Below are 24933 nucleotides of genomic sequence, written 5' to 3'. Positions count from 1 at the left end.
CCGCGACACCGAAGACCCACACCCGCCTCTTCGTCCGCAGCGTCAGATTTGTACAAGAGACCGCCACCCGCCCACCCACTTGCGCCGAGCCCTACTGCTCCGCCTCCCGGCCATGCCGGCGTCGGTGACAGCCGATACCGAGCGGACCGAACGCCTCACCGCCGAACTCGCGGACCCGCGCGCCGCCGTGGCGCTGGAGCTCGTCAGGGACGGTCACGACCCGAGGTGACTTCCTGCCGCGCCGTCCTGCCGTGAACACGCTGTGCAACCAAGGGAGTTGAGGCCATACTCGGTGCACGGAAAATGGGGGCCGGTATGGCGGGGACACGGTTGGGCGGAGCAGGTCTGGCGCTGAGACTGCTGGCCTTGGGGTGGACGCTCACAGCAAGGCCCTACTCTTCCAGCGGCTCCGCGGCAAAGACTCACGCCGAGGATGCCGAGCCCCAGCAGTGGGTCTACGTCTGCAGGTCACCCGACTGCTCCGCCCCGACCAAGTGGAGCTACACCGTGAACCCTGAATACACGGAGTGCTGCCACATTCCGATGTTGCACAGCCGTCTTACCTCCGCGGACTCCTTCGTTCCACACCACGAACACGACCACGCCATCTGGGCCTGCACCGAATGCGAGGAGCCGCCGCAGCGCACCGACACCCGGTCTCGTGCGAGATCAGGCCATCTCTTCAAGAGGTACGCCGACAAACATCCCGGAGCGTAAACCATGCTCAAGGCACTCGCCGAGGCCGGTGGGAAAGCCATCGGCGGCGCCCGCTTCAGCCTGACCAGCGTCCTGCCCGGGGTCGTGATGGTGACGATCATCGCCGCCGTCGAACGAGCGGGTCTGTACCACCTCGGCTCGCCGCCGGACTTCTCCGCCATGGCACCGAAGTCAGGCGACACCGCCGTCGTGGTGCTGTTCATCTTCTTCGCGTTCGTGGTCGGCGTTCTTCTGCGGCCTTTCGAAGTCGCGATCATCCAACTGCTGGAAGGGTACTGGGCGAGACCGGCGCCCTTGGCGCTGTTGCGCGGAGCGGCAGTGGAGCGCCATCGTCGCCGCCGGGATCGAGCACAGCTTGTCGTGCAGCACGCGAAATCCACGGAAGCGGCGGAACGGGCCGCGTCCTCGGGCAACCCGCCGCCGAGCGGATCCGTTCCGCTCCACGAACTCGCGGCAAGGGATCGGAGCCGCGCCCGGCTGCGCCGAAGTGCCGAACGTGCCCGCGGCGTTCGCGCCGGGTATCCGACCGAGATCCGTCCCGATACCCGCGCCAAGAAGCGGGATCGCCAGGGAGAGCTCATGCCGACCTCTCTCGGCAACATGCTGCTGCGAGCCGAGCGTTTCGCGGGGGACCGCTACGGGCTGGACATGATGCGGGTCTATCCGCGGATCTACCCCTTCGTCGCTCCACGGCTGGAGAACGCCGTCACCCAGCAGCTCAGTCTCATCTCGGCCACCGCGTCGCTCGCGGTGTCCCTCGGGCTCACCGCTCTGGCGACCAGTCCCCTGTTCCTGCGCTGGGACGTCTGGTCGTTGCTTCCCCTGGCTCCCGCGATCCTGGCACTTCTCGCCTATCGCGGTGCGGTCGCCGCTTCCGCTTTCCACGGAACCCTGTTGGCGACGGTCTTCGACGTACACCGGTTCGACCTGCTCAGGGCCTTCCACTACAAATTGCCCGAGTCGGCCGACGACTTGGTGGGAATGAACGAGGTGGTCTCCGCCTATCTCGCCCGGGACAAGGTGCGGTTCGACAAGGAGCTGGGAGACCTCTCCATGGCCCACCCGCTGACGAGCGAGGATGTCCTACAGCGAGCGAATGGCAACGACCCCACCCAGCCCTAGGACGTTCAGCACCATCCGATGGGGCCTGCGCGGGTCCTCACGGTCGACGCGGAGGTACTCCTCCAGGGTGGCGTGCACGGTCACCCGTTCCGCGAAACGCACGGCACGAGTGCTCTCCACGTTCCCCTTCACCACCGCGCAGGACGGCCCCACAACGAGTTCGACGCGCCCGAAGAAGACCGTGACGTCGACCCTGACGACACGCAGCCGGTCGTCGGCTGAATCAACTGCGGCGAACCGTGCTCCCGACAGATCTATGACGGCGTTCCCGAAGTACGAGCTCACCGTCAGGGTCTCCAGTGGCGCGGAAGCCGTGAGTACCCTCCGGTCGACCGGCACCAGCACACTGCGGTACCGCCGCAGCGGGTGATCCTCCTCGCGGCCACGGGCTTCCGTTCGTACCCCGAGGGAGAGCGCCACGCCGATGGCGATCACCACGGACGGCCAGATACGGTCGGCCGTCCTGCCCTCGAAGACGCCCGCGTCATAGGCGGCCCACAGGCCGCCACCCGCGACGAGCACGACCGGCCCGAACAGCAGCCCCTTGGGTACGGCCGCCCGGAGGATGAGCAACAGCCCCGTCGCGGCGAGCGCGTACGGCAGCGCGGACAGCGCCCACCGCCCACCCGCGCGCAAGGCCGCCTCGTCGCCCAGCAGCCAGACCATGCCGACGATCACCACCAGCAACCCGAAGGCTGTACGCAAACGGCCCACCGGCTCCCCCTCCCGCAATCAGCTGAAGGGTACTGAAGCCTGTCGGCTACAGCTGGCTCAGGATCGTCGGATCGGTGATCTCCGTGTCCTTGGCGAGCAGCATCGCCTTGCTCAGGATCACCGCCAGCATCCGATCCCCCTCGTAAGGGAGGTAACCCGCCTGCGGAGCCGCCGCGCTGGACTTCGGAACGATGCACAGGTACTGGTCGTTCGGGGTGCGGAGGATGTTGCCGGAGCCGAGGTGGATCTTGTAGGTGTGGCGGTCGCCCTTGACGTGGAGGAAGCGGCCTTCCAGGGTGCAGCGGTCGGCGATGGCCAGGCGGGGTATCAGTCGGTCCAGGAGGACGCGTCGGGTCTCCGCGCTCTGGCCCAGTTCACCGAAGCCGTACGACGTCCAGTACTCCTGGAAGCGGCCGTCGGGGCCGCCGTCCTGCCAGGTGGGGTCATTGCCGACGCTGGCCACGCCGACGAACAGGTCGACGTCGCGCAGGACTTCGGAGAGGACGAGGGGTGGGATCGAGTCCAGGGGGAGAGGGTCCACCGGGTCCGCGCCGTCGCGCAGCCACATGCGGTACTCGCCGCCGCAGCAGTGCGCCGAGTTCTCCGGGGCGTCGATCGGGTAGAAGCGGACCTGGTCGGTGCGCAGGCGCAGGAAGCTGCCGGACTCGGTGATGTCCTCGTAGTGCTCGCCGCCGTCGCCCTCGATCCAGTACTCGGCGCGCAGGCCCCATTGCGGGAGGTCACGGGTGGCCGGGGGTGCCTCGTCGTCCACGCTCAGGCGGAGCTTGTTGCGCCAGCCCCGGACCGCCGCCAGGGAGTGGAACTGGTGCTGGCGCAGGAAGTGCGCCGCGAAGCGGTTGGAGTAGGTGCCCGTCGCGCGTTCCGCGTCCGTGAGGAGGTACACCTCGCGGTGGGCCTGCTTGAAGGGCTGGGTGACGCCGTGCCGTTCCAGCCAGTCGCGCCAGGCGACGATCGAGGCGGGTTCGTGGTCCACCGGGTGCCAGAGGGCGACCTCGGTGCCGCTGTCCACCGGGTCGTCCGTGAGTGTGCGCAGGGCTCCCTCGGCGTAGCCGACCGGCACGCCGTCGACCGTCCACAGCAGCCGTCTGGCCAGGGTGCCGACCAGCGGATGGTCCAGGTAGCGCTCACGCCACGCGGCGTAGGGCCAGGTGCGGCGGGCCAGGAACTGGCGGTCCAGGCGCTCGCTCTGGGCCGAGAGCATCTTGTCGATGTCCTTGACGGCCGCCTTGAGGTCCTTGAGGTCGTCGGCGTGGTCCCGACGGACCGCGGCGGGCACGCTCTTGACGGCTTTGCCGGTCGCATTGCGCCAGCTCAACGTCGCCTTGGTGCCGTGGACCTCGACCAGTGCCGTGACCTCCCCGAGCCGGTGCCCGGCCTGCCCCACCTCCGTCAACCCGTAGGCGGGCACCGCCAGTTCCTCGATCTCCTCGCGGCTGAGCCCCATCGCCTCGGCCCGCGTGTCCAGGGCCCCGTCGAGCAGCTTCAGCGTGCCCTTGAAGGTGACGCGGGTGGCGAGCCGGGCCAGTTCGGCGAGGGCGGCCTCGCTGTCGATGCGGGCGAGGGCGGTGACTCCGGCGTTGGCGACCTTGGGGTTGCGCGGGCCGAGGCCGGCGACCTTCTTGAGGGAGGTCTCGACGAGGGCGCCGAGGGCGCGGGCCGTGTCCGGGTGGGGAGGGAGGAGGGAGAGCAGCCAGGCGACACCGCGCAGGGCGTCGGCGTTGTACGGGTCGTAGGCGCCGTTGACGTCCGGCCCGTAGGCCCAGCCCTCCAGCGGGAAGGTGCGCGGGCGGCCGACGAGGGCGAGCCACGACAGGGCCGCCTCGCGGACACGGTCGGCGCCGAGGGCCTCGATGAGCACGCGGGCCGGCGCGTCCCACTTCGCGGTGGGTTTGGCGCTGGTGGCGGTGGCGACGTGGGCGAGCAGGGCCTGCCAGTCGGCATCGTCCCCGGCGTCCGCCAGGGCCTGTTCGGCCCATTCCTCGCCGACGTTGAGGGCGGGGCGGGTGAGCTGCCTGACCACCTTGCTCAGGGTGGCGTCCCGGTACGTGGTGCTGGAGGCCGTACGCCGGAAGACGGCCACCACGGCCGGTGCGAGCGGGCGGCCGGCGGCCAACTCGGCCTCGACCAGGCCCTCGTAGCGCGATCCGTACCAGAAGGAGTGCTGCCGGGAGAGGTCGTCGAGCTGCTTCAGACGCTGGGCGGCGAGCCGGTCGTCGGGCTCCAGCCCGCGGGAGACGATCCCGAGCAGTGTCAGGGCGTTGCTCCGGGCGTCCGGGCCGGCCTCCTCCGAGTGGTACCGCGTCACCAGGCCGTCGGCGATCCGCGCCCGCGCCTCGGGAGGCAGCTCGCACAGCCGGTCCAGGACCGTGCTCCACAGGCCGGTCCAGTTGCCGTTGTTGGCGGCCGCCGCCTTGAGCATGTCGCCGGCGAGCTCCTCCGGCTCCCCGTCGGCGGAGCGCTTGCGGATCAGGTCCTTGTACGTCTGGATGTTCCCCTTCATCAGCCACCCACCAGGGCGACGAGCTTCAGGAACGTGACCTCCGTGCCGAGCACGAGCTCGATCTCCTCGTCGAGTTCGGTGACCTGGCGGTCGCCGACGAGGATCAGGAAGCCGTTGCCGGCGAACGCCTTGAGCGCCAGGGCGGTCTGCTTCTCGGGGTCTATCCGGCGGGGTCTGCGCAGGGCGTAGCCGTTCAGGACGCGCTCCGTGTCCTCGGGCTGGACCAGGCCCTGGAAGACCTCCGGGGTGCGGGCGTTGTACTCGGCGACCTCCTGGAAGACCCGGCGCCGGATCAACTCCCGCACGCTGAGCCGCTCCTCGGCGATCTCCAGCCCCCAGCCGTCGCTACGGCTCCCGCTTGTCGTCTCGTCGACGAACATCACCATTCCCATGCCGCCGACAGTACGACCCGCCACTGACAACGGCCCCGGCCCTCACCTCATGACGGGCCTGCGCCACTCCCGCGCCCCGGCCGCCCGCATCAGCTCGACGGAGACATGCGGGTGCACGAGCTCGACGTAACGGACCTGCCCGGCCAGGGACTTCCTCAGCTGCCGCAGGCTGCGCGCGCCGAAGGAGACCCCGTCCGGCGGCCCGGCGACCCCCGCGGCGAGGGCCAGCTTCTCGACGCCGATCTTGCACTCGGTGGACGGTGTCTCCCGGCAGACGTGGATCTCGACGTCGCCCGCCCACAGACCGAGGACGACGGTGTACCGCACGCCGGTGCCGGCGTAGGTCGCGACGGCGAGATGCCGGTCCGCGGCGTCCTCCTCCGGCCCGTCCAGCCCCAGCCTCCCGGCCACCTCGGCGAACGCGGCCCGTACTTCCCGAAAGAAGGCCTCTGTCTGCGGAACCATCCCGCCCCCTTCGCCGTACGGCAGTGAAGACGGTTCAGCGTAGCGACGCGGCGCCCGCCTTCTCGGCTCAATGAGTGACCTCGTCGTCAGGCCGTGCGGCAACCGTCAACCCCGCACCTAATGTGATCGCATGTCAGATGACCAGTCGTACGAACTGCTCGGATTCGACAACGTTCTGCTGCCCGTCGGCGATCTCGGCGAGGCGGTCGGCTTCTACGAACGTGCCGGGTTCACGGTGGCGTTCCGGCTCGACGAGGCAGGAATCGCGCTGCTGAAGGTCGGCGGCGAGACGCCGGGGGTTCTGCTGAGGCAGGAGGACGGGCTGGGGCATCGGCCGCCGCCGTGGCCGTCCCCGCGCGTGTGGCTGGAGGTGCCGGACGCGCGCGTGGCGGCACGCGAGCTGCGGAGCGCGGGCCTCGCGCTGCTCGACGAGCCCTTCTCCGTGTCCACCGGCTGGACCGTCGAGATCGCCGATCCGTGGGGCAACGTCATCGGCCTCACGGACTACACCAAGCGCCCGGAGCTGGGACGTCGTCCCTAGGCGGGGCCCATTAGGCTCTCGTTCCGTGCCCGCGAACAACGAAGAGGGCGGTACGCCCAGCAAGTCCGAGCAGACCCGCGCCCTGATCCTGGAGACGGCCATGCGGCTGTTCCAGGAGCGTGGCTACGACAAGACGACCATGCGCGCCATCGCCAAGGAGGCCGGGGTCTCCGTCGGGAACGCCTACTACTACTTCGAGGGCAAGGAACACCTGATCCAGGGTTTCTACGACCGGATCGCCGCCGAACACCAGGTGGCCGTCCGCGAGATCCTGGAGCGGGAGACCGACCTGGAGGCGCGGCTCGCGGGGGTGTTGCGGGCGTGGCTGGACATCGCCACGCCGTACCACGAGTTCGCGGTGCAGTTCTTCAAGAACGCCGCCGACCCGGACAGTCCGCTCAGCCCGTTCTCCCCCGAGTCGGAGCACGCGCGCATGGAGGCCGTGAGCGTCCACCGCGATGTGCTGGCGGGTACGCGGACCAAGGTGCCGGAGGATCTGCGGGATGTGCTGCCCGAGCTGATGTGGCTGTCGCAGATGGGGCTCGTGCTCTATTGGATCTTCGACCGGACCGAGGGGCGCGAGCGGAGCTACCGGCTCGCCGAGCGCGGCGCCCGGCTCACCGCGCGCGGTGTCGCGCTCGCCCGGTTCCGGGTGCTGCGGCCGCTCGTGCGCGAGGTGCACGAGCTGTTCACGGACTTCCTGCCGGGGATGACGAGGATGCTGCCCGACCCCGGCAAGAAGCCCTAGTCAGCTCAGCTGAGGGCATCTCGGTTGACCGCGCCTCAGTTGACTGCGTCTCAATCGACCGCGTCTCAGTTGACGGCGTCGAGCTCCCCCTCGGCCAGCTCCACGTCGTACACCAGTGGCCCCTCCCCCACGACCACCTGCCCCGCGCGCGTGCCGTACGAGGACGCCGAGGCCGACAGCAGATACGTTCCCGGGGCCGGCACCGACACGATGTACGAACCGTCCGCCAGGGACACCACCCGGTCCAGCTGGCGGCCGCCCCGCGACAGCAGTGTCACCGCCGCCCCCGCGACCGGCTCGCCGTCGGTGTCCCGGACGAAGCCGTGGACGACGGAGGCCGGGCCGTCGTCCGCCACGGGAACCTCCTCGACGGCCTCTTCCCTCGGCTCCACCGCCAGATGCGGCAGCCGCCTCTCCAGCCCGTCCGGCAGCCACCAGTTGGACTTGCCGAGCAGATGCATCGCGGCCGGCACCAGCGCCGTACGCAGGATGAACGCGTCCAGGGCGACCGCGGCCGCGAGGCCGATGCCCGCCATCGCGCCCTCCATGTCGCCGCTGAGGACGAACGCGGAGAACACGCAGATCATGATCAGGGCCGCGCAGTTGATGACCCGGCTGGTCTCCGCGAGGCCGACGCGCACCGCGCGCGCGTTGTCCTTCGTGTGCACCCACTCCTCGTGCATCCGGCTCACCAGGAACACCTGGTAGTCCATGGAGAGGCCGAAGAGCAGGGAGAGCATGATGACCGGCAGGAACGCCGTGATCGGGCCCTCCTTGCCGATGCCGATGAGCTCCGTCCCCCAGCCCCACTGGAAGATCGCCACCAGGACACCGAAGGACGCGGCCGCCGCGATCAGGTTCATCAGGGCGGCGGTCAGCGGGACCACCAGCGAGCGGAACGCGACGAGCAGCAGCAGGAAGCCCAGCGAGATGATCGCCGCGACGAAGTACGGCAGCCGCTCGCCGGTCACGGACGCGAAGTCCTTGAAGACGGCCGTGACACCGCCGACATGGGCCTCGGCGCCGGAGGCGGGGATCACGTCGTCGCGCAGCCGGTCGATGAGCTGGTCGGTCTTCTCCGACTGCGGTGACGTCGTCGGGACGACCTGGATCAGCGTGACACCGTTCGCGGGCGGTACGGCCGCCACCTGTGCGACACCCTCGGTGGACTCGATACGGGACACCAGCCCCTGGGCGTCGCCTTCGGAGACGACGACCTGGAGCGGGCCGTTGAAGCCGGGCCCGAAGCCCTCGGCGAGCAGGTCGTAGGCCTGCCGGGTCGTCGTCGACTCCTGGTGGTTGCCCTGGTCGGTGGCGCCGAGCCGGATGGACAGCACGGGCAGCGCCAGGATCAGCATGACCACGAGAGCCAGTCCGGCGACCGCGCGCGGGCTCCTCTGGACGTACGACGACCAGCGCGCCGCGAGTCCGCTCGTGTGCTCCGGCTCCGGTCCCGTCGCGGCGAGCCTGCGCCGCTGGCGGCGGCTGAGGACGCGCATGCCGAGGAGGCCGAGGAGCGCGGGCAGCAGGGTGATCGCGGCCAGCACGCTCAGCACCACGGTCAGCGAGGTCGCGATGACCACGCCGTCCAGGAACCGCATGTTCATCACGAGCATGCCGGCGAGCGCGATGCACACCGTGCCGCCCGCGAACAGCACCGCGCGCCCGGAGGTGTTGAGCGCGACGACCGCCGACTCCTCGGGCTTCATGCCGCGCAGGATGCCGCGGCGGTGCCGGGTCACGATGAACAGGGCGTAGTCGATGCCGACGCCGAGGCCGATCAGCGAGCCGAGCAGCGGGGCGACTTCGGGCACGTCGGTGACATGGCTGAGCAGCGAGGTCGCCATCAGGCCGGTGCCGAGGGCCGCGATGGCGACCACCAGGGGCAGCAGCATCGCGAAGAGCGAGCCGAAGGCCAGGAAGAGCACGACCGCCGCGGCGACGATGCCGACCATCTCGGCGATGCCGGTCGGCGGCTCCTGGGTCCGGGTGATCGCCTGGCCGCCCAGTTCGACCCGGAGTCCGTCGCGTTCGGCCGCCTGCGCGGTGTCGACGACGTCCTCGACAAGCTCCTTGGGTACGGCGTTGGCCTGCTCGACAAAGGTGACCTGGGCGTACGCGATCCGCCCGTTCTCACTGATCTGCGCCGCGCCGTCGGCCGCGTAGGGGCTGGTGACCTCGCCGACCCCCTTCATCGCGCCGATCTCCTTCAGCGCGGGCTCGATCCGGGACCGTACGGACTCGTCCCGCACCGATCCCTCGTCGACCTTCCACACCACCGTGTCGGTGTCGCCCGCGCTCTGCGGGAAGGCCTTCTCCATCAGGTCGTACGCGCGCGTGGAGTCCGTGTTCGGGAGCGAGAACGTGTTCGCGTAGTCCGTGCCCGCGGCGGAACCCGCGAAGCCCACACCGAACACCGTCCCCACCCACAGCAACAGGACCACCAGCCGGTGCCGATAGCACCACCGTGCCAATGCCGCCACGATCAACGCTCCCTATTTGTCGGTCGGTTGGTCCCCCAGGTCCTGGCAACAGCATTGGTGTCGCCACACACGCGTGGACACCGGATACGACCGACTCTCAAGGAACTCCAAAGCACCGGACCGACCCGGCTGTCAGTGGCTCCGCCGATACTGGGGGCATGGCTGACAGTCGGGAGGGTCCAGGCACCGTGCTGGTGGTGGAGGACGAGGAGAGCATCGCGGACGTGCTCGCCATCGCGCTGCGCTACCACCGGTTCGAGGTGATGATCGCGGGCACCGTCCGTGAGGCCCTGGCGCTCACCGAGCGCACCCGGCCCGACGTGGCGCTGCTCGACGTCATGCTGCCCGACGGCGACGGACGCGCCCTGGGGCGCCGGTTCCGCGCCGAGCGTCCGGACATGGCGCTGGTGTTCCTCACCGCGCGCGACTCGCCCGGCGAGATCGTCGGTGCCCTCGGCTTCGGCGACGACTACATCACCAAGCCGTTCAACATCGACGAGGTCATCGCCCGTGTCACGGCGGTACTGCGGCGCACCCGCCGCGCCGACGTGCTGCCGCAGCGGCCGCCGCTGACGTACGGCGACCTGGAGCTGGACGAGACGACGTACAGCGTCCACCGCGCGGGACGGACCGTCGAGCTGACCCCCACCGAGTACGCGCTGCTGCGCTTCCTGGTGCGCAACGGCGGCCGGATCGTGCCGAAGGAGCAACTCCTGCGCCACGTCTGGCAGTACGAGCACACCCCGCCCGAGTCGACGATCGTGGAGACCTACATCAGCTATCTGCGGCGCAAGCTGGACGCGCTGGGGCCGCCGGTCATCACGACCCGGCGGGGCGTCGGATACGGGCTCGCATGAGGTTCCCGCGGACCCGCTCGCTGCGCGGCAAGCTCACCGTGGCCAACGTGGTGCTGCTCGCGCTCGGCATCGTCGCGGCGACCGCGGTGAGCGTGATGGGCATGCGGTACTACCTGCTCGACCAGATCGACGGCGAACTCGACCAGACCCGGAAGTCGTTGGGCGGTTCCCAGCTCACGCTGGAGATGATCGAGGGGCTCAGCGACCTGGCGATCGTGCGCGAGCAGTTCATGCGGCAGAGCGTGGAGGACCCACGGCCGGACGAGCTCCTCACCCTCGTCGACGAGCGGGGCGGGGCGGTCGCCCTGGCCGGATACACGCCGAGCGACGTCCAGCGGGACTTCGCGACCGCCGTGGGCGATCCGCGCGTGCTGGCCGCCGACACCGAGCCGCACGACATCCGGGTGCGCGGCGACGCCTACCGGGCGACCGCGACCCGCCTCGCCGACGGCACGTACGTCCTGCTCGCCACCTCCACCGAGGCCGTCCACCGAGGCGTCGGCAAGGCCGTCAAGCTCGATCTCGCCATAGGCAGCCTGCTGCTGGCGCTGCTGGCCTGTCTGACGATGTTCAGCGTGCGGCGCCGGATGCGGCCGCTGGAGGACATGGTGGAGACCTCGTCGGCGATCGCCGAGGGGGATCTGACCCGGCGGGTGCCGTCCAGCAGGGAGGCCACGCTGGAGGTCGAGCAGCTGCGTGTCGCCCTCAACTCCATGCTCCAGCAGGTGGAGTCGGCCTACCACACGCGCGAGCGCAGCGCGTCCCAGCTGCGCCGGTTCGTCGCCGACGCCTCGCACGAGCTGCGCACCCCGCTGTCCGCGATACGCGGCTATCTCCAGCTGTACGACAAGGGCATGCTGCGGGAGGAGGCCGAGCGCAAGCGGGCCTGGACGCGGGTGATGGCGGAGGCGGACCGGATGGGGCGGCTGGTGGACGAGCTGCTCACCCTGGCCCGCCTGGACCAGCAGCCCGAACTGCGGTTCCGCAACGTCGATCTGAGCCGGCTGGTCCGGGACGCGGCCGAGGACCTGCGGGTGCAGCAGCCGGACCGGCCCGTCAGCGTCGGCGCCGAGGGCGCGCTGCTGGTGCGCGCCGACGAGTCGGGGCTGCGGCAGGTGCTGGGCAACCTGGTGGGCAATGTGCGCACCCACACACCCGACGACGTGCCGGTGCGGCTCGGGGTGGAGCGGGCGGACGGGGTCGTACGGCTGTGTGTGACGGACGAGGGTCCCGGGCTCTGTGAGGAGGACGCGGCGCGTATCTTCGACCGCTTCTTCCGGGTCGGCGGAGGTGCGGGCAGCGGGCTCGGCATGGCGATCGTGCAGGGGGTCGTCCAGGCGCACGGCGGGCGGGTGGCGGTGCGGACGGCTCCCGGCGAGGGGCTGGCGGTGACGGTCATCCTGCCGGCGCGGACGTAGTCAGCCGTTCGCCAGCACCAGGGCCCATACGGTCTTGCCGTGCCGCCCCCTGCTCCACACGCCCCACGCGGCGGCGATGTTCTCCACCAGGTGCAGCCCGCGGCCGGCCTCCTCCCACTCCCCGACCACCCTGAGCCGGGGTTCCATCTGCCCCTCGTCGGACACCTCTATGAGGCATGAGCCGTCGGCGAGCGCCGTCACCGCCACCTCGAACTCGCGTTCCAGCAAAGGCCCGTGGCGTACGACGTTCGTCGCCAGCTCGGACACCAGCAGTACGGCGTCCGCCAGCGCCGGATCGTCGCTCCCGTGCCCCCAGTCGGCCAGATGGTCCCGCACCCGGCGCCGGGCGAGGCCGACGGAAGCCGGGTGCCGGGGCAGCCGGAAGGAGTTGCGTCTCAACACGTTTGCTCCTCACCCCGCCCACACCTCCGTCACATGGTGCTGCGTAGGGCTGCTACCCCGCGTCACTCCGGCGAATGTCAATGCCACGAGATCGCGTCAGATCCAGGTGAGCCGCCAGAGCCGGAAGACACCGGTGCCGTCCGAAAGATACTGGCCACCGCCGACGTCCTCGCTGGTCACCACGTACTCCTTGGCCTGCCAGAGCGGGATGACCGGAACATCTCGGGCGACGGCGTCCTGCAGCGAACGGAAGTCCTCCGTGGCCTCACCGCGGTCCTCGAACCGCTGACTGGCCTGAATCAGACGGTCGACCTGGGAGCTGCTGTAGCCGGTGCTCATGGTTCCGTCGGTGCCGACGAGCGGGGCGCCGTAGGTGTCCGGGTCGGGGTAGTCGGCGACCCAGCCGACCGCGTAGGCGTCGAGTTTGCCGCCGACCCAGCGCTTCTGGAAGTCGGTCCACTCGTAGCCCTTGACGGTCACCTTGAACAGACCGCTCGCCTCCAGCTGCCGCTTGAGCTCCTTCGCCTCCTCGGCGGCGGAGGCACGGCCGATGCCGTAGCCGTAGGTGAAGCGGACCGGCAGGCTCACTCCGGCCTCGGTGAGCAGGGCGCGGGCCTTCTTGGCGCTCTGCTGCGGGTAGGCGTCGAAGAACGCCGTGGTGTGGCCGGTGATGCCGGTCGGGATCAGCGAGTACAGCGGGTCGACGGTCCCCTCGTACACCGTGGCCGCCAGCCGCTCGCGGTCGATCAGCCAGGCCATGGCCTGGCGGACCTCGGTGTCGTGCAGCGGGGAGGAGGAGCGGGTGTTGAGGTAGAGGTTGCGGACCTCGGAGCTGTCGGCCTCGGAGACCCGCATGGTCGGGTCGCTCGGGTTCAGCTCGGCGAGCGTCTTCGGCGGCAGCTGCCGGGTGGCGGCGGCGACCTGCTTCTTCTTCCACGCGCTGTTGAGGGCGTCGGCGTCCTTGTAGTAGCGCAGTTCGACGGGGTGTCCGGCGTCCTTGATCGCGCCCTCGTAGTCCTCGTTGGGCTTGAGGTCCGCCTTCTTGTCCTTCGTATACGCCGTCAGCTCGTACGGGCCGGTGCCGTCCACGCCGTTGTCGGTGCGCAGGCCGTTGGCCGGGTACTTCGTGCGGTCGACGATCGAGCCGGCTCCGGTGGCCACCTTGAACGGGAAGGTGGCGTCCGGGGAGGACAGGTGGAAGGTGACGGTCAGGCCGCTCGCGGACACCGACTTGAGGGTGTCGAGGAGGGCGGAGGGACCGACGTCCGACTTGATCTTCTTGACGCGGTCGAAGGAGTACTTCACGTCCTCGGCGGTCATCGTGCGCCCGCTCGGGAAGACGAGGCCCTCGCGCAGCGTGCACCGGTAGGTGCTCAGCTCGCCGCCCTCGAACCCGCAGCTCTCCGCCGCGTCGGGCACCGGCTTCACACCGCCCGGCTCGAAGGTCAGCAGGGACTGGAAGACGTTGCTGAACAGGGCCCAGGACCCGGCGTCGTAGGCGCCTGCCGGGTCGAGTGACGTGACGACGTCCGACGTGCCCACCTTGATGGTCTTGCCCGAATCCTCCTGCGACGGCATCAGCTGCCAGCCGCCCACTCCGACTGCCCCCAACACCAGCAGCGTCGCGAGAATCCGTATGCGAACCGATCGCATCGGTGCCCTCCTGAGGGCTCTGCGGCCCCAAGCGCAAACGCCGCCTCCCCTGGCGGCGCGGCTCACCTAACCACACGCTTTTCACTGGGGGGAAGGGGGATCTTGAGAGTTGAGAAAGTCATTGCCGCAAGGTGTTACCGCCCGGTTTCACAGGGCCCGCACAGAGTCCGCCCGGAAAGGTCGCCGGACCTGCTCCTCAGGCTTTCCGCGACGCCAGTTCGATCACCGTGATGTCCGACGGAGCGCCCACCCGGGTCGGCGGACCCCAGGCGCCGGCGCCGCGGCTGACGTAGAGCTGGGTGTCGCCGTAGCGGTCCAGCCCCGCGACGGTCGGGTTCGCGAGCTCGGCGAGGAAGTTGCCGGGCCAGAGCTGGCCGCCGTGGGTGTGGCCGGAGAGCTGGAGATCCACGGCGTGGTCGACGGCGTCGTGGATCTGGACCGGCTGGTGGGCGAGGAGCACACACGCGCGTGCCGTGTCGCGGTCACCGAGCGCCTTGGCGAAGTCAGGGCCCTGGCCCTCGCTCTCGCCCGCGATGTCGTTGACGCCGGCGAGGTCGAAGTACGGCAGTTCCGTACGGTCGTTCTCCAGCGGGCGCATACCGAGCCGCCGCACCTCCTCGACCCACTGCTCGGCGCCGGAGAAGTACTCGTGGTTGCCGGTGACGAAGAACGTGCCGTGCTTCGCCCGGAGCTGGGCCAGGGGCGCCGCGGCGGGACCGAGGTCCTTCACGCTGCCGTCCACCAGGTCGCCGACGACCGCGATCAGGTCGGGCTGGGTGGAGTTGATGGTGTCGACGACCGTCTGCGCGAAACCGCGGCCGAGGACCGGACCGAGGTGGATGTCGCTGACCACGGCGATGCGGTAACCGTGCGCCGCGCGCGGCAGCTTGGCCAGCGGCACGGTGACCCGCTTGACCTTCGGACCGCGCAGGACGCCGTACGTGCCGTACCCGACGGTCCCGAGCGCCGCGGCCGCGGCGGCACCGGCGGCCACACGGGAGACGAAGAGACGGCGGGAGGGGGTGGGGACGGGGAGCTGAGGGTCCGCTGGAGCCGGGGGCTCGGACTCGGACTCGGACTCGGGCTCGGGCGGCTCCTCGGGCGTGGCTCCCGCCGGTACGGTCTCCAACTGCCGTACGTCCGCCCCGGCGGGGGCCCGGCGCCGGTCCCGCCGTTCGAGGAAACGTCTCAGCAGGGGTCGTACGACCTCACCCACCACCACACCGAGCAGCAGGTAGACCGACAGCGCGAGCCACAGGAATCCCGGCCACGCCAGCACGCGCTGCAACCAGAAGGGCGCGCCGGCGCGCTCGGCCACGAGGGCGCCGATCGCCATCAGCCAGCCGCCCGCGATCAGCGCGGCGCCCGCGCGGCGCGCCCAGCCCGGGCGCTCGGTGGTGTCGCGGAACAACCGGCGCCACACGTACCAGTTGCCCGTCACCAGGACGCCCAGGGCGAGCAGCGCGAAGACGATGACCACGGAGCCGTATCCCCTCAGTTCTCTTCTCTTGGGTTCTCGTCTATGACGTCTGGCGCAGTGCGCGCACTCCGCGCAACCCGATGCCCCCGACGACCGTCCCCAATACGAAGGAGACGACGGCCAGCAGCAGGTGCACCCAGAAGTACGCGGTCGGGTCGCCCGCGTCGTCGAACGCGAGTCCGCTGCCGTCCTTGACGAGATTCTTGACGAAAGTGATCCAGATGATCCAGCTCCACACCCCGAAGGCGAGCAGGAACCAGGAGACGGGGCGGCTGAGCTTCATACGCCCAGTATCTCCGCCGGGTGTCCGGTTCCGCGTCCGGGGTGGGGCGGGCGGCGGGACTTCCCGGCCCACGGCATGTACGTTTCCGACCGTGTCCGCACCTCAGAAGACCGCCAGGCGCTCCCTGCTGGTCACTTCCGCCGCCCTGACGTCCTTCGCACTGGCCGCCGCGCCCGCCTTCGCGGCCCCGAGTCCGACGCCGTCGGGTTCGGCCTCCTCGTCGGCCTCGCCCTCGGCCACTCCCCCCGCGAACATGTCGACCGTCGGCGGCGCCCGGCTCGGGCAGGCCGGGACACAGGTCAATCTGGCGAGCGGGGTGCCGGTGCTGCCGAAGGACATCAGCGCGCGGTCGTGGATCGTGGCCGACGCGGAGTCCGGCGAGGTGCTGGCCGCACACAACGCGCACTGGCGGCTGGCCCCGGCGAGCACCCTGAAGATGCTGTTCGCGGACACGCTCCTGCCGAAGTTCCCCAGCACCACCGAGCACAAGGTCGTCCCCTCCGACCTCGCGGACGTCGGCGCCGGCTCCAGCATGGTCGGGATAAAGGAGGACGAGACGTACACGGTCCACGATCTGTGGCTCGGTGTCTTCCTGCGCTCGGGCAACGACGCGGTGCATGTGCTGTCCGCGATGAACGGCGGCGTGAAGAGCACCGTCGCGGAGATGAACGAGCACGCCGAGGAGCTCCAGGCCCTCGACACGAACGTGGTCAGCCCGGACGGTTACGACGCCCCGAGGCAGGTGTCGAGCGCGTACGACCTGACGCTGTTCGCCCGCTCCGGGCTCCAGAAGAAGGACTTCCGCGAGTACGCCTCGACGGTCACCGCGAAGTTCCCCGGCGAGACCAAGAAGAACAAGAAGGGCAAGAAGGTCCGCGGGACCTTCGAGATCCAGAACACCAACCGGCTGCTGTCCGGCGACTCCGACGTCGATGTCTATCCGGGCATCGCGGGCGTGAAGAACGGCAACACCACCAACGCCGGCGCCACCTTCACCGGCGTCGTCGAGCAGGGCGGCAAGGTGCTGCTGGTCACGGTCATGAACCCGGAGAAGGACGAGCACAACGAGGTCTACAAGGAGACCGCCAAGCTCTTCGACTGGGGCTTCAAGGCCGTGGGCAAGGTCGAGCCGGTGGGTGAGCTGGTGCCGCCGAAGGGTGCGCAGACGAGCGCCCAGCCCGGGGCGAACGACAACGGGCAGGCGGGCGGCGCCTCCGCCTCGCCTTCGGCCTCGGCCTCCGGCAAGCCGGTGGCGGCCGCCGTCGAGGAGGGCTCGGGCGGCATCGGCATAGCGCTGGCGATCACCGGCGGTGTGCTGGTGCTGCTGGCGGCCGGCGCGTTCCTGGTCAACCGCCGTTGGCCGCTGCCGGATCTGGTACGTCGTCGGCACTGACGTCCGTGTCCTCCTCGCTGTCCTCCTTGCTCTGCGTCGCCGTCCAGGCGGCGCAGAACAGCACCAGCTTCGACGTGAAGTTGATCCACAGCAGCAGGGCGATGGGGACGCCGAAAGCGCCGTACATGCTCTTCGACGCCACGCCCTGCATATAGCCGCTGAGCAGCAGCTTCAGCAGTTCGAACCCGACCGCGCCGATCAGCGCCGCCACCAGCAGCCGGCGGCGCGTCGGCTGGACGCCGGGCAGCAGCGTGAGGACGTAGAGCAGCAGCAGGAAGTCCGCGAGTACGGCGATCAGGAGCGCGGCGGTCCGCAGCAGGACCGCGCCCCAGCCCTCGCGGTCGATGCCGAGCTCGTCGCTGATCCAGCCGACCATGGCGGAGCCCACGGTGGACGCGGCGATCGTGACGAGCAGGGCGCCACCGAGGCCGAACAGCACGCCCGTGTCCTTGGCCTTGCGCAGGAGCGGGTTCTCCTCCTCGTCGGGCAGCTCCCACACCGCGCGCAGGCACTCGCGCATGTTGCCGACCCAGCCGATGCCGGTGAACAGCAGGACGGCGCCGGCGATGAGGCCGATGGTGCCGGCGTTCGCGACGAGACTCTCGATGTTCAGCTGGTCGGAGATGCCGGGCACCTGATCGGCGATCTTGTCCTGCAACTCCTCCTGCTGCGACTTGCTGAGGGTCGCGGCGGCGACCGCGGCGGCGACGGTCAGCAGGGGGAACAGCGCGATGAAGCTGATGAACGTCATCGCGGCGGCCAGCCGGGCCCACTTCACCCGGTCCAGACGTTCGTACGACCGCCACGCGTGCGTGGCCATCAGCCGGGCCACCACCGGCCCGACCACGGGGAGTTTCTTCAGCCAGTCCATGATCCGACTCTCCCCTCGGTGCGGAACACCCATGTGCGGGTACCCCAAAAGCGCAGGACAGTGGCGAGTGCCATGCCGATTCCGGCCCCGGAGACAGTGTCCGCCGTCTGTGAGGTGAGGCCGAGGCTGTAGTGACTGACGGTGAGACAGACGAGCTGGACGAGGGCGCCGGCGGCGTTCACCGCGAGGAAGACGGCGTACGTCCTCGGGCCCCGCCGCCCGGTGTGGCGATAGGTGCCGAGCGCGTTGCCCGCGTACGCCACCGAGCACCCGGCGACGAACGAGAGCGCCTTGGCGCCGATCGGGTCGAGACCGGCGGGGCCGCGGAGGCAGGTGAACAGGGCGAGGTCGACGGTGTAGGCGAGGAGACCTGCGGTGGCGAAGCCGAGGAATTCTCTGCGGGTGTCTACCAATGGGCCACCGCCAGCCCGTACATCGCGAGCCACACCAGGCCGATGACGGCGAGGGCGCGGTCGCCCAGGACGACCTCCTCGGGTTCGCCCGCGGTGCCGCGGTCGGCGAAGACGGCGTAGCGGAGGACGGCGAGGATGAAGGCGACCACGGACAGCTGCCGCCAGGGCAGCACACTGCCGTGTGCGCCAATGTGCGCGCCACTGTGTGCGCCGCCGTACGTGCCGCTGTATGTGCCGCCCTTCTCCAGCGCCCACAGGCAGTACCCGAGGACGGCGACCCCGGCCGCCAACTGCCAGACGAACCGCAGGTATCCGGTCGTGTACTCGGTCAGCAACGCGCGCGTGGCGCCCGCTTTGCCGGCCATCTGCACCGCTTCCGAGTAGCGCTTGGCCGCCACCATGAACAGCGCCCCGAAGCCGGTCGTGATCAGGAACCACCGGGACAGCGGGATGCCGAGAGCCAGCCCGCCGACCATGGCCCGCATCAGGAACCCGGTCGTGACGAGGACGAGGTCGACGACGAGCACGTGCTTCAGGCTGACGCAGTAGGCCAGTTGCATGCCCAGGTAGGCGGTCAGCAGGGCCGGCACGAGGGGCGGGGTGAGCCAGACGGCTCCGGCGAGCGCGAGGGCGGCGAGGACGCCTGCGACGGCGTAGGCGACGGGTACGGGGACCTGTCCGGCGGCGACCGGGCGGTGGCGTTTGGTGGGGTGGGCGCGGTCGGCCTCGGCGTCACGGGCGTCGTTGACCAGATAGACGGCGGCGGCACAGGCCGTGAACAGGGCGAAGACCAGGGCGAGTCGGGAGAGGGCGTGCACGGTGAAGAGCTGCCCCGCCGCGGCCGGGGCGGCGATGACGAGGATGTTCTTGACCCACTGCTTGGGGCGCGCGGTCCTGACGAGGCCGCCCAGGAGGGAGCCCTTGCGGGGTGGCGGGGTGTGACGTGGGGGCGTGCGCTGCTCAAGAAGGGCCGGGCTCTTGGAGTGCGCGCTGTTGGTGAACGGCGCTGTCTCAGTCACACGCTCCCCCTCTCACCCAGCGCGCTCCAACGCACGCCGTGAGCGCCCCCAGGACCGCGCCCGCCGCGACGTCCGAGGGGTGGTGGACTCCGACGACCAGGCGCGAGAGGCACATCGCGGCGGCGAGGGGTGGGACGGCGCGCGCCCCCAGCACCCCGAAGGCGACCGCGGCGGCCGTCGCGGAGGTCGCGTGCGAGCTCGGGAAGGAGTGTCGGCCGACGGTGGTGACGAGGGGTACGACGTGCGCGGGGCGCGGGCGCCGCACCACCCTTTTCACGCCCATGCTGACGACGTGCGCGCCCGCGGTGAGCACTGTTCCGCGCAACCAGGCGCCGCGCCGCGCGCCGTCCACGGCGGCCCCCGCGAGGCCCGCCGCGATCCACAGCGCCCCGTGCTCGCCGGCCCGGGACAGGGCACGCGCGGCACCGCCGACACGCGGGTCGGCACCGCGCGCCCGGAGCGCCGAGAGGATCCGGTGATCCATGCCTTCCAGAGCGTCGAGGCGGTCGCGGTGGTCGCGGTGGTCGAATGGGTCCATGTGGAGTCACTGTTCACGTCAACACCGTGATAACTCCGGCAATATTGAGCGACATCCCATTAATCACCCATTTCGGGGAGAGGATGAATGTCCCGGAATGTTTGAGAATCAATCGCTCACTTAAGGACGATACGGTCACCGACATGTCTGCCGAGACCGTTTCCGTCACGGGATGGGGCCGTACGGCACCCACCACGGCCCGTCTGATCCGCCCACGGAGCTACGAGGAGGCCGCGGCCGCGGTCCGGGGCTGCGGGGCCCGCGGAGGCATCGCCAGGGGCCTGGGGCGGGCGTACGGGGACGCCGCGCAGAACGCCGGCGGGGCGGTGCTCGACATGACGGCCCTGGACCGCGTCCACGTGATCGACGCCGCCGCCGGCATCGTGCTGTGCGACGCGGGGGTCTCCCTGCACCGTCTGATGCGGGTGCTGCTGCCGCTGGGCTGGTTCGTGCCGGTGACACCCGGCACGCGCTATGTCACCGTCGGCGGGGCGATCGGCGCCGACATCCACGGCAAGAACCACCACGTCTGCGGCGGCTTCTCCCGGCACGTCCTGTCCTTCGAACTCCTCACCGCCGACGGGGAGGTCCGCACGGTGGGCCGCGGCACGCCCCTGTTCGACGCGACCACCGGCGGCATGGGCCTGACCGGCGTGATCCTGACCGCGACGGTCCAGCTCCAGCCGGTCGAGACGGCCCTGATGTCGGTGGACACCGAACGGGCCCGGGACCTGGACGACCTGATGGCCCGGCTGTCGGCCACCGATGACCGCCACCGCTACTCGGTCGCCTGGATCGACCTGCTCGCGCGCGGTGCGGCGACGGGACGCGCGGTGCTGACCCGCGGCGACCATGCACCCCTGGAGGCGCTGGGCACGCGCGCGCGAAGGGACCCGCTGGCCTTCCGTGCCTCCCGGCTCCCGGCGATGCCCGCCCACCTCCCGGAAGGCCTGCTCACCCGGACGACCGTGGGCCTGTTCAACGAACTCTGGTACCGCAAGGCGCCACGCGCGCGTACCGGGCAGCTCCAGAGCGTCTCCGCCTTCTTCCACCCCCTGGACGGCGTGCCCCAGTGGAACCGCGTCTACGGCCGCGGCGGCTTCGTGCAGTACCAGTTCGTCGTCGGGTACGGCCAGGAGGAGACCCTGCGCCGGATCGTGCGCCGCGTCTCGGAGCGCCGCTGCCCGTCCTTCCTGGCCGTCCTCAAGCGCTTCGGCGACGCCGACCCGGGCTGGCTCTCCTTCCCGGTGCCCGGCTGGACCCTCGCCCTCGACATCCCGGCGGGCCTGCCGGGCCTCGGCGCCCTCCTGGACGAGCTGGACGAGGACGTGGTCGCCGCCGGGGGCCGTGTCTACCTCGCCAAGGACTCCCGGCTGCGGCCCGAGCTGCTCGCGGCGATGTATCCGCGCCTCGACGACTTCCGGGCGCTGCGCGCCGAGTTGGACCCGCGCGCGGTGTTCGTCTCGGACCTGTCGCGCCGTCTCTCCCTCTAGGCCATCCCGGCAACTTCCGCCCACCCCAGGCAACCTCATAGGAGCTGCTGTCGTGAAGGACGCCTTCGGCATCCCCCAGTCCCTGCTCGTCCTCGGCGGCACGTCCGAGATCGCGCTGGCCACCGCGCGCCGCCTCGTCGCCCGTCGCTGCCGCACGGTGTGGCTGGCGGGACGCCCCTCCCCCGCGCTGGAGCGGTCCGCGGCCGATCTGCGCGCACTGGGGGCCGACGTGCACACCGTCGCCTTCGACGCGCTGGACCCCGAGTCCCACGAGACGGTCCTCGGCAAGGTCTTCGCGGAGGGCGACATCGACATGGTGCTGCTCGCCTTCGGGATCCTCGGCGACCAGGCGCACGACGAGCGTGAGCCGGTGAGCGCGGTGCGGGTCGCGCAGACCAACTACACGGGCGCGGTGTCGGCCGCCTTGGTCTCCGCGCGCGCGTTGCAGGCCCAGGGCCACGGCTCCCTGGTGGTCCTCTCCTCGGTCGCCGGCGAACGCGCCCGCCGCTCCAACTTCATCTACGGCTCCAGCAAGGCCGGCCTCGACGCCTTCGCCCAGGGCCTCGGCGACGCGCTGCACGGCACCGGCGTGCACGTCATGGTCGTACGCCCCGGATTCGTGCGCTCGAGGATGACGGCGAACCTTCCGGAGGCACCCTTGGCGACGACGCCGGAGGCGGTGGCGACGGCGATCGAGCTGGGGCTGCGACGCCGCTCGGAGACGGTGTGGGTGCCGGGGGTGCTGCGGGTGGTGATGTCGGCGCTGCGGCACGTACCGCGGGAGCTGTTCCGAAGGCTGCCGATCTGAGCGGTTCCGTCAGACGCTGGTCCAGCCGAGCGCGCCCCTTCTTCCAAGGGGCGCGGGGCACTGCGCGACGAGCCCGCAACGGCCCGCAGCGTCACTACGACCTTTTCAGGCCGTCGTTCCTTGTTCCACGGGCGCCGAAGCCTGCGGCGGCACCACAGCGCCTCCGAAGGCGTACTCGTGCAGCTTGCGCCACACCCCGTCGGCCCCCTGCTCATAGAGCGCGAACCCGGTGCAGGGCCACTCGGCGACGAAGTCGCCGAGCTCCTCGTACGCCCGGTCCATCGCCTCGTCCTCGATGCCATGGGCAACGGTCACGTGCGGGTGGTACGGGAACTGGAGCTCACGCGCGACCGGCCCCGACGCGTCACGCACCTGCTTCTGGAGCCAGGTGCAGGCCTCGGCGCCCTCCACGACCTGGACGAACACCACCGGCGACAACGGCCGGAAGGTGCCCGTGCCGGACAGCTTCATCGGGAACGGCCGACCCGATGCGGCGACCTCGGTCAGATGCGCCTCGATGGCCGGGAGCGCGGTGTCGTCGACCTCGGTCGGCGGCAGCAGCGTGACATGCGTGGGGATGCCGTGAGCCGCGGCGTCGCCGAAGCCCGCGCGCAGCTGTTGGAGCAGGCTGCCGTGAGGCTCCGGGACCGCGATCGACACGCCGATCGTTACGGTCCCCACGTCGTCTCCCTGTCTTCCTGTCGGGTTCGTCCCGGCCGTTCGGCTATCGACTGTACGGCCATGGCTGTGTTGTGGGCAGGCGCAACCGTAGTGATGTGCAGCGCTCTGTCCAGTGGTACGTGTGTGCGGGCTTGCGCCTCAGTGCTTGGCGGGCAGAAAGCCGACCCGGTCATAGGCCTGGGCCAGCGTCTCCGCGGCGACGGCGCGTGCCTTCTCGGCACCCTTGGCCAGGATCGAGTCCAGCGTCTCGGGGTCGTCCAGATACTGCTGGGTGCGCTCCCGGAACGGTGTCACGAACTCGACCATGGCCTCGGCGAGGTCCGTCTTGAGCGCACCGTAGCCCTTGCCGTCGTACTTCTGCTCCAGTTCCGCGATTCCCGTACCCGTGAGGGTCGAGTAGATGGTGAGCAGGTTGCTGACACCGGGCTTGTTCTCGGCGTCGTAGCGGATGACGGTGTCGGTGTCGGTGACCGCGCTCTTGACCTTCTTGGCGGTGGTCCTCGGCTCGTCGAGGAGGTTGATCAGACCCTTCGGCGTGGACGCCGACTTGCTCATCTTGATCGACGGGTCCTGAAGGTCGTAGATCTTCGCCGTCTCCTTGAGGATGTACGGCTTGGGGACCTCGAAGGTCGCGCCGAACCGGCCGTTGAAGCGCTCGGCGAGGTCACGGGTGAGCTCGATGTGCTGGCGCTGGTCCTCGCCGACCGGGACCTCGTTGGCCTGGTACAGCAGGATGTCGGCGACCTGGAGGATCGGGTACGTGAAGAGGCCGACGGAGGCCCGCTCCGCGCCCTGCTTGGCGGACTTGTCCTTGAACTGCGTCATGCGGGAGGCCTCGCCGAAACCGGTGAAGCAGTTCATGACCCAGGCGAGCTGGGCGTGCTCGGGGACATGGCTCTGGACGAACAGCGTGCAGCGCTCGGGGTCGAGACCGGCGGCCAGCAGCTGGGCGGTGGCCAGGCGGGTGTTCGCGCGCAGCTCGGCCGGGTCCTGCGGAATCGTGATCGCGTGCAGGTCGACGACCATGTAGAACGCGTCGTGGGACTCCTGCAGGGCCACCCACTGACGGACGGCGCCGAGGTAGTTGCCGAGGTGGAACGAGCCTGCGGTGGGCTGGATTCCGGAGAGCACGCGGGGACGGTCTGAAGCCATGCTCACCATTCTCTCAGGTGTCGGCCCCCGATCCGGAACTGGTCGGAAACAGATGGGAACCGATCCGTCTCCTGCGGTGTAACAAAGGTGTGAGAACGCGGGAGGGGGGCCGCATCGTCGATGAGGCCGCGGTGATCGCACGGGTACGCGCCGGGGAGCCGGAGGCGTATGCGGAGCTGGTGCGCGCCCACACGGGCATCGCGCTGCGGGCGGCCGCGGCACTCGGGGCGGGTGCGGACGCGGAGGACGTGGTGCAGCAGGCCTTCGTCAAGGCGTACTGCGCGCTGGGCCGGTTCAAGGACGGCGCGTCGTTCAAGCCGTGGCTGCTGTCGATCGTGGCCAATGAGACGAGGAACACAGTGCGTACGGCGGCCCGCCAGCGCACGCTCGCCGGCCGTGAGGCGGCCTTCGTGGAGGCTGAGCCGCTGATACCGGAATCGGCGGACCCGGCGGTCGCGACCCTGGAGACGGAGCGCCGCGCGGCCCTGCTGTCCGCCCTGGAGAAGCTGAGCGAGGAGCATCGCCTGGTCGTCACCTACCGCTATCTGCTGGAGATGGACGAGTCCGAGACGGCCCAGGCCCTGGGCTGGCCCCGGGGCACGGTGAAGTCCCGGCTGAACCGCGCGCTGCGGAAACTGAGCCGGCTGCTGCCGGATTTCGAGCCTCGGGAAGGGGGTGATGAGCGTGAGTGAGGGGCGGGAGTCGTACGGCGGTGAGGGCGGCCGTGGGCCCGCCGGCGCCGGTGGCCGGGGGCCGGGCGGGCGCGGGG

At 70.3% G+C, this 24933-nt stretch carries 24 protein-coding genes; 9 read left to right on the top strand and 15 right to left on the bottom strand.

What is annotated here, in order from left to right:
- Positions 1-720 precede the first annotated feature (720 nt).
- Positions 721-1839: a hypothetical protein gene (locus HLK59_RS33735; protein ID WP_171145391.1), complete on the top strand. Its 1119-nt coding sequence runs from the start codon at positions 721-723 to the stop codon at positions 1837-1839.
- Here the strand turns inward: HLK59_RS33735 and HLK59_RS33730 are convergent.
- Genes HLK59_RS33730 through HLK59_RS33715 form a run of 4 tightly spaced genes read right to left on the bottom strand, consistent with a single transcriptional unit; the run spans position 1801 to position 5931 of the window.
- Positions 1801-2544 carry a hypothetical protein gene (locus tag HLK59_RS33730; RefSeq protein ID WP_171145390.1) on the bottom strand — a complete coding sequence of 248 codons (744 nt, stop codon included), beginning with the start codon at positions 2542-2544 and terminating at the stop codon, positions 1801-1803. The two genes, HLK59_RS33735 and HLK59_RS33730, sit on opposite strands and share 39 nt — an antisense overlap.
- 55 nt (positions 2545-2599) lie before the next feature.
- The gene (locus HLK59_RS33725) at positions 2600-5074 is read right to left on the bottom strand and encodes a DUF4132 domain-containing protein (RefSeq protein ID WP_171145389.1); all 2475 of its coding nucleotides are present in this window, start codon (positions 5072-5074) and stop codon (positions 2600-2602) included.
- Positions 5074-5466 carry a hypothetical protein gene (locus tag HLK59_RS33720; protein ID WP_171145388.1) on the bottom strand — a complete coding sequence of 131 codons (393 nt, stop codon included), beginning with the start codon at positions 5464-5466 and terminating at the stop codon, positions 5074-5076. The genes HLK59_RS33725 and HLK59_RS33720 overlap by 1 nt, the downstream gene beginning before the upstream one ends.
- 42 nt (positions 5467-5508) lie before the next feature.
- Complete coding sequence (locus tag HLK59_RS33715) at positions 5509-5931, bottom strand: hypothetical protein (protein WP_171145387.1); 423 nt, start codon at positions 5929-5931, stop codon at positions 5509-5511.
- Between the two features lie 130 nt (positions 5932-6061).
- Here HLK59_RS33715 and HLK59_RS33710 point away from each other — a divergent pair, with 130 nt between their 5' ends.
- Both HLK59_RS33710 and HLK59_RS33705 read left to right on the top strand, forming a co-directional pair.
- Positions 6062-6472: a VOC family protein gene (locus HLK59_RS33710; protein ID WP_171145386.1), complete on the top strand. Its 411-nt coding sequence runs from the start codon at positions 6062-6064 to the stop codon at positions 6470-6472.
- 25 nt (positions 6473-6497) lie between these two features.
- Positions 6498-7220, top strand: a complete 723-nt coding sequence (locus HLK59_RS33705) for a TetR family transcriptional regulator (RefSeq protein ID WP_171145385.1) — start codon at positions 6498-6500, stop codon at positions 7218-7220.
- Between the two features lie 65 nt (positions 7221-7285).
- Here the strand turns inward: HLK59_RS33705 and HLK59_RS33700 are convergent, their stop codons facing one another.
- Positions 7286-9694 carry an MMPL family transporter gene (locus HLK59_RS33700; RefSeq protein WP_171145392.1) on the bottom strand — a complete coding sequence of 803 codons (2409 nt, stop codon included), beginning with the start codon at positions 9692-9694 and terminating at the stop codon, positions 7286-7288.
- A 167-nt stretch (positions 9695-9861) separates the two neighbouring features.
- On the opposite strand from HLK59_RS33700, the gene HLK59_RS33695 reads away from it, so the two are divergent.
- Both HLK59_RS33695 and HLK59_RS33690 read left to right on the top strand, forming a co-directional pair.
- Positions 9862-10560 (top strand): response regulator transcription factor, encoded by a 699-nt coding sequence (locus HLK59_RS33695; protein WP_171145384.1) that lies wholly within the window; start codon positions 9862-9864, stop codon positions 10558-10560.
- Positions 10557-11978, top strand: coding sequence for a HAMP domain-containing sensor histidine kinase (locus HLK59_RS33690; protein WP_171145383.1), 1422 nt, complete (start codon positions 10557-10559; stop codon positions 11976-11978). The genes HLK59_RS33695 and HLK59_RS33690 overlap by 4 nt, the downstream gene beginning before the upstream one ends.
- Here HLK59_RS33690 and HLK59_RS33685 read toward each other — a convergent pair whose 3' ends face one another.
- The 4 genes from HLK59_RS33685 to HLK59_RS51410 all read right to left on the bottom strand — a co-directional run bounded on the left by HLK59_RS33685 (position 11979) and on the right by HLK59_RS51410 (position 15796).
- Positions 11979-12380, bottom strand: a complete 402-nt coding sequence (locus HLK59_RS33685) for an ATP-binding protein (protein ID WP_171145382.1) — start codon at positions 12378-12380, stop codon at positions 11979-11981.
- Positions 12381-12476: 96 nt separating this feature from the next.
- Positions 12477-14033 (bottom strand): ABC transporter substrate-binding protein, encoded by a 1557-nt coding sequence (locus HLK59_RS33680; RefSeq protein WP_171145381.1) that lies wholly within the window; start codon positions 14031-14033, stop codon positions 12477-12479.
- A gap of 196 nt (positions 14034-14229) precedes the next feature.
- Positions 14230-15513 carry a metallophosphoesterase gene (locus tag HLK59_RS33675; protein ID WP_171145380.1) on the bottom strand — a complete coding sequence of 428 codons (1284 nt, stop codon included), beginning with the start codon at positions 15511-15513 and terminating at the stop codon, positions 14230-14232.
- Positions 15514-15553: 40 nt separating this feature from the next.
- Positions 15554-15796, bottom strand: a complete 243-nt coding sequence (locus HLK59_RS51410; protein ID WP_171145379.1) for a hypothetical protein — start codon at positions 15794-15796, stop codon at positions 15554-15556.
- 91 nt (positions 15797-15887) lie between these two features.
- Between HLK59_RS51410 and HLK59_RS33665 the strand changes: the two genes are divergently transcribed.
- Complete coding sequence (locus tag HLK59_RS33665) at positions 15888-17189, top strand: D-alanyl-D-alanine carboxypeptidase (protein ID WP_346779865.1); 1302 nt, start codon at positions 15888-15890, stop codon at positions 17187-17189.
- On the opposite strand, the gene HLK59_RS33660 is transcribed toward HLK59_RS33665, so the two are convergent.
- Genes HLK59_RS33660 through HLK59_RS33645 form a run of 4 tightly spaced genes read right to left on the bottom strand, consistent with a single transcriptional unit; the run spans position 17143 to position 20030 of the window.
- Positions 17143-18060 (bottom strand): YihY/virulence factor BrkB family protein, encoded by a 918-nt coding sequence (locus HLK59_RS33660; protein WP_171145377.1) that lies wholly within the window; start codon positions 18058-18060, stop codon positions 17143-17145. The genes HLK59_RS33665 and HLK59_RS33660 overlap by 47 nt on opposite strands.
- Positions 18048-18473, bottom strand: coding sequence for a GtrA family protein (locus tag HLK59_RS33655; RefSeq protein ID WP_171145376.1), 426 nt, complete (start codon positions 18471-18473; stop codon positions 18048-18050). The genes HLK59_RS33660 and HLK59_RS33655 overlap by 13 nt, the downstream gene beginning before the upstream one ends.
- Positions 18467-19492, bottom strand: coding sequence for a decaprenyl-phosphate phosphoribosyltransferase (locus HLK59_RS33650; protein ID WP_171145375.1), 1026 nt, complete (start codon positions 19490-19492; stop codon positions 18467-18469). The genes HLK59_RS33655 and HLK59_RS33650 overlap by 7 nt, the downstream gene beginning before the upstream one ends.
- On the bottom strand, positions 19485-20030 hold the full coding sequence (locus tag HLK59_RS33645) for a phosphatase PAP2 family protein (protein ID WP_171145374.1): 546 nt from the start codon (positions 20028-20030) through the stop codon (positions 19485-19487). The genes HLK59_RS33650 and HLK59_RS33645 overlap by 8 nt, the downstream gene beginning before the upstream one ends.
- A 143-nt stretch (positions 20031-20173) precedes the next feature.
- On the opposite strand from HLK59_RS33645, the gene HLK59_RS33640 reads away from it, so the two are divergent.
- Together HLK59_RS33640 and HLK59_RS33635 are read left to right on the top strand one after the other, a co-directional pair.
- The gene (locus HLK59_RS33640) at positions 20174-21523 is read left to right on the top strand and encodes an FAD-binding oxidoreductase (RefSeq protein ID WP_171145373.1); all 1350 of its coding nucleotides are present in this window, start codon (positions 20174-20176) and stop codon (positions 21521-21523) included.
- Positions 21524-21575: 52 nt separating this feature from the next.
- The gene (locus HLK59_RS33635; RefSeq protein WP_171145372.1) at positions 21576-22331 is read left to right on the top strand and encodes a decaprenylphospho-beta-D-erythro-pentofuranosid-2-ulose 2-reductase; all 756 of its coding nucleotides are present in this window, start codon (positions 21576-21578) and stop codon (positions 22329-22331) included.
- 105 nt (positions 22332-22436) lie between these two features.
- Here the strand turns inward: HLK59_RS33635 and HLK59_RS33630 are convergent, their stop codons facing one another.
- A complete protein-coding gene (locus HLK59_RS33630; protein ID WP_171145371.1) occupies positions 22437-23012 on the bottom strand; it encodes a 2'-5' RNA ligase family protein in 576 nt (191 codons plus the stop codon).
- 138 nt (positions 23013-23150) lie between these two features.
- Positions 23151-24164 carry a tryptophan--tRNA ligase gene (trpS, locus tag HLK59_RS33625; RefSeq protein WP_171145370.1) on the bottom strand — a complete coding sequence of 338 codons (1014 nt, stop codon included), beginning with the start codon at positions 24162-24164 and terminating at the stop codon, positions 23151-23153.
- Positions 24165-24295: 131 nt separating this feature from the next.
- Here trpS and HLK59_RS33620 point away from each other — a divergent pair, with 131 nt between their 5' ends.
- A complete protein-coding gene (locus HLK59_RS33620) occupies positions 24296-24856 on the top strand; it encodes an RNA polymerase sigma factor (protein WP_346779864.1) in 561 nt (186 codons plus the stop codon).
- The last annotated feature ends 77 nt before the right edge of the window (positions 24857-24933 follow it).

Source organism: Streptomyces sp. S3(2020) (assembly GCF_013044505.1).
GTDB lineage: Bacteria > Actinomycetota > Actinomycetes > Streptomycetales > Streptomycetaceae > Streptomyces.
The sequence above is the reverse complement of the archived record's forward strand: the minus strand, read 5'-3'. Positions and strand labels throughout refer to the sequence as shown.

Coding starts and splice junctions, on each gene's coding strand:
- HLK59_RS33640 (WP_171145373.1), top strand. CDS start 20,174: ATGTCTGCCGAGACCGTTTCCGTCACGGGATGGGGCCGTACGGCACCC.
- trpS (WP_171145370.1), bottom strand. CDS start 24,164: ATGGCTTCAGACCGTCCCCGCGTGCTCTCCGGAATCCAGCCCACCGCA.
- HLK59_RS33735 (WP_171145391.1), top strand. CDS start 721: ATGCTCAAGGCACTCGCCGAGGCCGGTGGGAAAGCCATCGGCGGCGCC.
- HLK59_RS33680 (WP_171145381.1), bottom strand. CDS start 14,033: ATGCGATCGGTTCGCATACGGATTCTCGCGACGCTGCTGGTGTTGGGG.
- HLK59_RS51410 (WP_171145379.1), bottom strand. CDS start 15,796: ATGAAGCTCAGCCGCCCCGTCTCCTGGTTCCTGCTCGCCTTCGGGGTG.
- HLK59_RS33715 (WP_171145387.1), bottom strand. CDS start 5,931: ATGGTTCCGCAGACAGAGGCCTTCTTTCGGGAAGTACGGGCCGCGTTC.
- HLK59_RS33695 (WP_171145384.1), top strand. CDS start 9,862: ATGGCTGACAGTCGGGAGGGTCCAGGCACCGTGCTGGTGGTGGAGGAC.
- HLK59_RS33645 (WP_171145374.1), bottom strand. CDS start 20,030: ATGGACCCATTCGACCACCGCGACCACCGCGACCGCCTCGACGCTCTG.
- HLK59_RS33660 (WP_171145377.1), bottom strand. CDS start 18,060: ATGGACTGGCTGAAGAAACTCCCCGTGGTCGGGCCGGTGGTGGCCCGG.
- HLK59_RS33720 (WP_171145388.1), bottom strand. CDS start 5,466: ATGGGAATGGTGATGTTCGTCGACGAGACGACAAGCGGGAGCCGTAGC.
- HLK59_RS33725 (WP_171145389.1), bottom strand. CDS start 5,074: ATGAAGGGGAACATCCAGACGTACAAGGACCTGATCCGCAAGCGCTCC.
- HLK59_RS33690 (WP_171145383.1), top strand. CDS start 10,557: ATGAGGTTCCCGCGGACCCGCTCGCTGCGCGGCAAGCTCACCGTGGCC.
- HLK59_RS33710 (WP_171145386.1), top strand. CDS start 6,062: ATGTCAGATGACCAGTCGTACGAACTGCTCGGATTCGACAACGTTCTG.